Genomic DNA, 5,692 nt, shown 5'->3' with positions numbered 1-5,692 from the left:
AACTTTTACACATAGCTTTGGCTCTTATTAAAAATCAAACTTATTATAAAAATAGCTTGGATTTGTCATAGAAATCGAAGTGACAGGGCGTTTAATACCTGCCTTATCAGTTCGAGTTTCGGATTTTTGGGCGATAGAACAAAGATGCGAAGTATCGAGAACCCCGAATGCTCGGGACTCCCATAAGGTCGCACTATGTACGTAGTAGTTTAAAATCACGCCTTGTTCTGTCGGGTTTTGATGTTTTTGGGGATAAAAACTGTCATTTAGGTAGTAGGACAACTGTATTTAATCGGTGTAATTTGTTTTTTATCTTGCTTTTTTGAGATTTTTGCCGACGTTTTAGGGCTTTTTTGAGCAAAAACAGTCGGTTTTTTAGCTTTTTGAGGTGATTTTTTGCCTAAAAAGCTGGGTTTGGAGCGTGAAAAGGTGAAAAAAATTGAAAGCAGTGGGTTTTTAAAAATCATGCTGAAGGTTCATGCAAATCATCAGCATGATTTTTTAAATCTTCAGCATGTTTTTCATGAATCATGGGCATGATTTGCATGAATCATGCGCATGAAATTTGGCTTTTTTGACCAAAAAAACCGCTTGATCCAAGCTGGACCAAGCGGTTTATTCAACTTTCGCTTGCTGCGGTGAGCGCTTTATTCGGTTAGACTGAAGTCCATACTGTTAATGCGCTTTTTTACATGTTTGCTGGGGCGGTAGTTTAAAGCTATACGTTTGATATTGCTTAAACTTACGTCTTCGGCTAAAGCACTCCCAGTGGAACCAACACCAACTTGAAAATTCCCCAAACGACCGAGTTCTACTATGCGTCCTTGCTCCAATTCATCAAGCATATTGTGCACAAAGGCATGCAATACCGCCAAACAATCGGGTTCACGTACGGTTGACTGATTGGAGATCAAGTAAGCTAATCGGTCAAGATCACAGGTACCGGTGCTTACGGCCTGTACATAATATAACGGCGGTGCCGTGCGATCTTGAGGGTTTTTACGTGTTCTAACTTTTAATTTTGCGAGTATGTTTTTACTCATGATAAAATGTGTTTTAATTGAAATACACCTTTTGCGGTCGGGAGAGCGCTTACCGCTGGTAAGCTGTGGTAGCAGCAAAGGTTGAAACTGCTTCCTACTTGGTCTCTCGGTGGTTGTTCTAAAGCTAAGTCATGTGATTTCTTTTTTTAATTGCTTAGCGCTAAACTAGAGGGATTAGCCAAAAAATGCCCTTTGTATTTTATGAGTTTCAGGCAGAATTTATAGAGTTTCAAACAGAATTTTATGCGGTTACCCGAAAATCTTCCTAGTTTACTCGTAAGATTTTCTACTTATTGATAATCAATTAATTACAAATGTATTTTTAAATCGGTTTTTAGTCGGTTGCAACCGAATTTTTTAAGGCAATACCAGTACAAATCTGTTTTTTTACTTCAACCAGGTGATTAATAAAAAGAATTAGAGATAAGGGATGCAGATCAGTCCGAAAGTAAGCCGGGACACCTTGGGTTACTAAGGCAAATAAGCGTCACAAAAAGCAAGTTAAAAGCATAGCTGCTTCGTAACTTCTTCGGTACTTCTTCGTTCATCCCCCGAAATATAAGGATTTATCGAAGGATTATCGAACTAGCTTCGCGGGAGCTAGGGCGTATCCCTGGGTATTTTAAGCGATTTTTATGGCTTAAATAGGCTACCCTATCGCTAAAAAATGCTAAGCGAGCCTGCACCGGCAAAGGGATGTTCTGTTGGTTTTGACTAAGACCTTCAGGTGTTAAGGTGGTTGAACTTGTCGTTTTTTGAGCGGGATGGTTTATAATGGATTAAATTTGAGATGAATAGCAGCAAAAGGACAAGTATAAAATGACGAAAATCTTTGGGGTATTTATTTTAGGAACACTCTTAGTGGCTTGTCAAGTTAACAAGTCCACTATTTCAAATCAGACTGCTGTCTCGAAAAAAAATGGAGCCTCGAGTAATTGTAATTAAGAGTCTATTAGTATTTAGATACTGTTCAATAGAATCAAAAACTACTTCGACAAGATGTGACCACCTATAATAAATATGCCGATCAATTTAGAGACTTTCCTTTAAATCAGTCTCCGTTTCCAGTAGCAAAATACGAGTACTCGGTGTTTAGCACTCCGCTTAATATTGTTATAGATAACCTAGTATTTAAAGGAATTAGTCTTGGAGAATACGAACAGGCTAAAAATTCAAAACAAATTTATAAACTCAGTTTACTGGTTTTAACCAATAGCATTCATGCAGAAGAAAGCACTTGGGTAAACTCACGCAACTACCCTTACCTGACCCCAAGGATATTTTAAAACAACTAAGAACAAATTTGATTGGGTACTTTCTGCAAGTTTGTATGGGTATTCGACATTGATTTTCAACATAAAACTTTTTGATTTGCGCTTTGGCGAAACCATTTTGATCTATGCGCAAAAAGACCGTACTCTTTTTTATCAAAAATCAAGCTAACACCAAATGATTAAAAGCATTTAAAGCAATACAAAAAAGCCATCCTACAAAATCCCAATGTCAAAACTAAAATTGATATTCCCAATTGTTGTTCGTCTACCTCTTATCGTCCTAAGAAGGAAATCAAATTGATAGTGCGTGCCATAAATAATGAAACGGATCCGTTATCTATTATTCAGGTTTTTAAATTCAAAAAGAAAAAGAAAAAAAGATTGGCTGAATTGTCTTCGGTAGGTACTTTTTCTGGTGGTTCTTCGAACAACTTGGATTACCTAAAGTTTAAAGCCGAAAAGTTTGGTGAAAATTCATACCTGCTTTCGATTGAAAATTTTGAACGCGGTGCTGAATATGGGGTAATGGTGAGCAACCCGAACTCTTTAGACGAAAAACAAACCATTGTTTCTACCTTTGGAGTAATCTAAACCAAATTATACATAAGACCTCGTTAATACTTTTTGACGGGGTCTTGCTTTTTTTATATAAAAACAAGGCGAAAAGTACTTCCCAACGGTTTTTTCCAAGCATACTGGTTCTTTTATCCCGTGTTTATTGCAGCAATGAATACTATAGGTTTTGCTAAGCACCTCCCTCCTGCATCAATTTTGTTTTAACCTGTGCTGTAAATGATTTTGCTAGAGCCATCCGCTTTAAGCGGAAAATAAAATCTAATTAAACTTTTTTAACTTAACATGCTTGTCTTACCATAAATTTTATAACTTATACTTCAAAATATTTTAGCTTATTATTGTGAATACCGAACAGAAAAAACTAATATATGCCATAGCGCAAGAATTGGATTGCGGAATGGATTGTTATTATAATGTAAAAACCCAAGAATTCATCAGCATTCCTGGCGAAGGTTATGACATGAGTATGGATTTTGAAATGGAGGAGTTTTTTGAGGAAGACCTCGAAAGAGTCAAAGAACAAGAGGAGGATTTTATTTTTATTAAAGCCCCAGATTTGCAGACTTCTTTTGGTATTATGGAATCTTTTGTAGATCAAATTGATGATTCGCGCTTTAGCACTCAATTGCAAACACTCTTGCAGAACAAATATCCGTTTCGGAATTTTAAAGCTAAAGTAGAAGGCTCTGCTTATCGGCAAGCTTGGTTTGACCACAAACAAAAGGCGCTAGAAAGTCTTGTAGCGGAAACCTTGAATTTTAACTAAAAGTAGCCTGTTTTTATCATCAGTCAGTTCAACGCTACTTTTAAAGGCGCTGCAGTAGGTTTTGTTTGTTTTTTCTATTTTTGGCAACTCAAGACCTTTATAGCTCTATGAATAACCTGGTTCACCACCCTTTTTTCCGCAAAAGCGAATCCCAACAAAAGCGTTTTTTAGTGCGTTTAGCTCTGCTTTTCATCGGGTTTATATTGCTAAGCGTCGCGCTTGGTTATGCTACTGGCTGGTATTTGATACCGGTGCTGAGTATCACCTTAGGCTTATCGATTATCGCTCCGTTTTTTGATATTCCTGCACTGCAAAAAAAAGGTGATTTAAAGTACTTTTCCCTGCTTTTTCTCGCCGAAAAACCCAAAAACCAGCGCCTTAAAATTCACGCAGGTAGTTTGTTTGATTACTATTTTGTACTCGATCGCGGTAGTACGCCGCAACAACGAAAGGCTTTTATTATGCAGCAGTTTTTAAGTGGTTTATTGAATTTTATCGAAGTGCATCAAAACCATACTCCTCTAAAAGTACGCGGCACCAGCTATATTATTAATGCTCGTACGGCAGAAAAAATCGGCTTTAAGCCTCAAAAAACAGATGCATTGCAATTACTCATCTTAAGCTACAACTACTTTAACCTAGTAGTAGCGAATTCCCTTGCCAAAGGTAAATTGTCTTTTCCTAAACTGAACAGAACCATTAGCTTTGAAGCGGATATCTCAGCGCTTATCGAACATAAAGCCAGTATTCAAAACCTACACGATCGTTTAAAGCGCAGCCAAAAAGCTTAATTTTGTGTTGTTATAGGCTGAAGGATTTGTGGTGTATTGGTATCTATTTGTCTTTTATAAAGGTCACTACTCACCGCATGTGCTTTAAAATCCTGCTGTATAAATCCATTGTTGATGAGCTCTTGAATATCGGCATCGGCAAGATTGGGATCGAGCCAATCTCCCTGCTTACTCGGATCTAAAACCAAAGGCATACGTTTTTTGGTATTGTGAATTTCGGCGAAGAAAGGATTGGCAGCCGTGGTTAAAATACTTACGGTATAGGCTCCCGAAGCCATTTGCGTATAGATGCCTGCAAAGCAAAACAAGGCGTGTTGCGGTAAATAGCAATAATAAGGTTGCACCCCACCCGCATGATGATGGGGTTCAAAAAAACCATCGGCTAAAACCAAACAGCGGCCTTGCCGAGCAGCCGATTGATACATTCGCGAACGCAAAACACTTTCGCTTTTGGCATTTAGGGTATTGTATTTTTTTCGAAAAGCCTTTACATCGGCTTCACCAAAGGCTGCCACTAGGCCCCATTGCATGGCATAAACCAAATGCGCCTCTTCTTGGGGTATCACAAATAAATTAGGATGGGTAAATCCCGAACGATGATAGTAGGGAGTAAACAAATCTGGATTTTTAAATTTAACCGAATACGTCTTTTGTATTTGTTTTTGCGTTTTATGCAAAGAGGTTTCATAACACATGGGGCTTACTTTTTTGAAGTTAGCGGAAGATACATAATTTTATGGGATTATGGAATGGGTAAAGCCCTGCTTTGAAACGCTTTTTGATGTGGGGCGCTGGATATTGTTATTTCTATATTCACGTGAATAAAAAAAGCACTGCCAATTTTACGCCCTATTTTCGATAGGTCGATTTTAAAAAGAAGTAATAATTATCACTTATTAGAAAAATAACCTGCCTTGTCACACCGAGAGGGTTTTTGACGATAGACAAAAACACTTGTATCGAGGTGCAGTCGAAAAGTAGCGAATATCTTTATAGTTGACATTATTATACGCTACTAATCGAAAGACAAAGAAATTCATTTCTTAATCCTCTACTTTTTTCCATCGCCGAAAAAAGTAGCAAAAAAGTCTAGGCTTACGAAACTAGCGCTAAATTGTATGTTTGCAAGCTAAATTTTAGGAACTCACCCGATTTCCAATCGGTCTCAAACAAGCAATAAGTTGTTATGATTTTAGGTTTTCAAAACCTACATCTTAACAATTCATCAATCTTTCTATGTTC

General features: G+C 37.5%; 6 protein-coding genes. 4 read left to right on the top strand and 2 right to left on the bottom strand.

All coding sequences use genetic code 11. The annotated features are described in order from the left end of the window. Positions 1-647: 647 nt before the first annotated feature. Positions 648-1,043, bottom strand: a complete 396-nt coding sequence (locus FT993_RS11695) for an HU family DNA-binding protein (RefSeq protein WP_147862745.1) — start codon at positions 1,041-1,043, stop codon at positions 648-650. Between the two features lie 1,001 nt (positions 1,044-2,044). Here FT993_RS11695 and FT993_RS11690 point away from each other — a divergent pair. The 4 genes from FT993_RS11690 to FT993_RS11675 all read left to right on the top strand — a co-directional run bounded on the left by FT993_RS11690 (position 2,045) and on the right by FT993_RS11675 (position 4,450). After that, complete coding sequence (locus FT993_RS11690) at positions 2,045-2,329, top strand: hypothetical protein (protein ID WP_147862744.1); 285 nt, start codon at positions 2,045-2,047, stop codon at positions 2,327-2,329. Between the two features lie 291 nt (positions 2,330-2,620). After that, a complete protein-coding gene (locus FT993_RS11685; protein WP_147862743.1) occupies positions 2,621-2,908 on the top strand; it encodes a hypothetical protein in 288 nt (95 codons plus the stop codon). A 325-nt stretch (positions 2,909-3,233) separates the two neighbouring features. Beyond that, on the top strand, positions 3,234-3,659 hold the full coding sequence (locus tag FT993_RS11680) for a UPF0158 family protein (protein WP_147862742.1): 426 nt from the start codon (positions 3,234-3,236) through the stop codon (positions 3,657-3,659). Positions 3,660-3,766: 107 nt separating this feature from the next. Then, positions 3,767-4,450 (top strand): hypothetical protein, encoded by a 684-nt coding sequence (locus FT993_RS11675; RefSeq protein WP_147862741.1) that lies wholly within the window; start codon positions 3,767-3,769, stop codon positions 4,448-4,450. On the opposite strand, the gene FT993_RS11670 is transcribed toward FT993_RS11675, so the two are convergent. After that, positions 4,447-5,145 carry an SOS response-associated peptidase gene (locus FT993_RS11670; RefSeq protein WP_255504496.1) on the bottom strand — a complete coding sequence of 233 codons (699 nt, stop codon included), beginning with the start codon at positions 5,143-5,145 and terminating at the stop codon, positions 4,447-4,449. The two genes, FT993_RS11675 and FT993_RS11670, sit on opposite strands and share 4 nt — an antisense overlap. Between the last annotated feature and the right edge of the window lie 547 nt (positions 5,146-5,692).

The organism is Mesonia sp. HuA40, from assembly GCF_008017835.1.
Taxonomy (GTDB): domain Bacteria; phylum Bacteroidota; class Bacteroidia; order Flavobacteriales; family Flavobacteriaceae; genus Mesonia.
This window is presented reverse-complemented; position numbering and strand designations above follow the sequence as displayed.

What these genes read in the sequence shown, in the direction of transcription:
- FT993_RS11695 (WP_147862745.1), bottom strand. Translation starts at nt 1,043, where the DNA reads ATGAGTAAAAACATACTCGCAAAATTAAAAGTTAGAACACGTAAAAAC.
- FT993_RS11675 (WP_147862741.1), top strand. Translation starts at nt 3,767, where the DNA reads ATGAATAACCTGGTTCACCACCCTTTTTTCCGCAAAAGCGAATCCCAA.
- FT993_RS11670 (WP_255504496.1), bottom strand. Translation starts at nt 5,145, where the DNA reads ATGTGTTATGAAACCTCTTTGCATAAAACGCAAAAACAAATACAAAAG.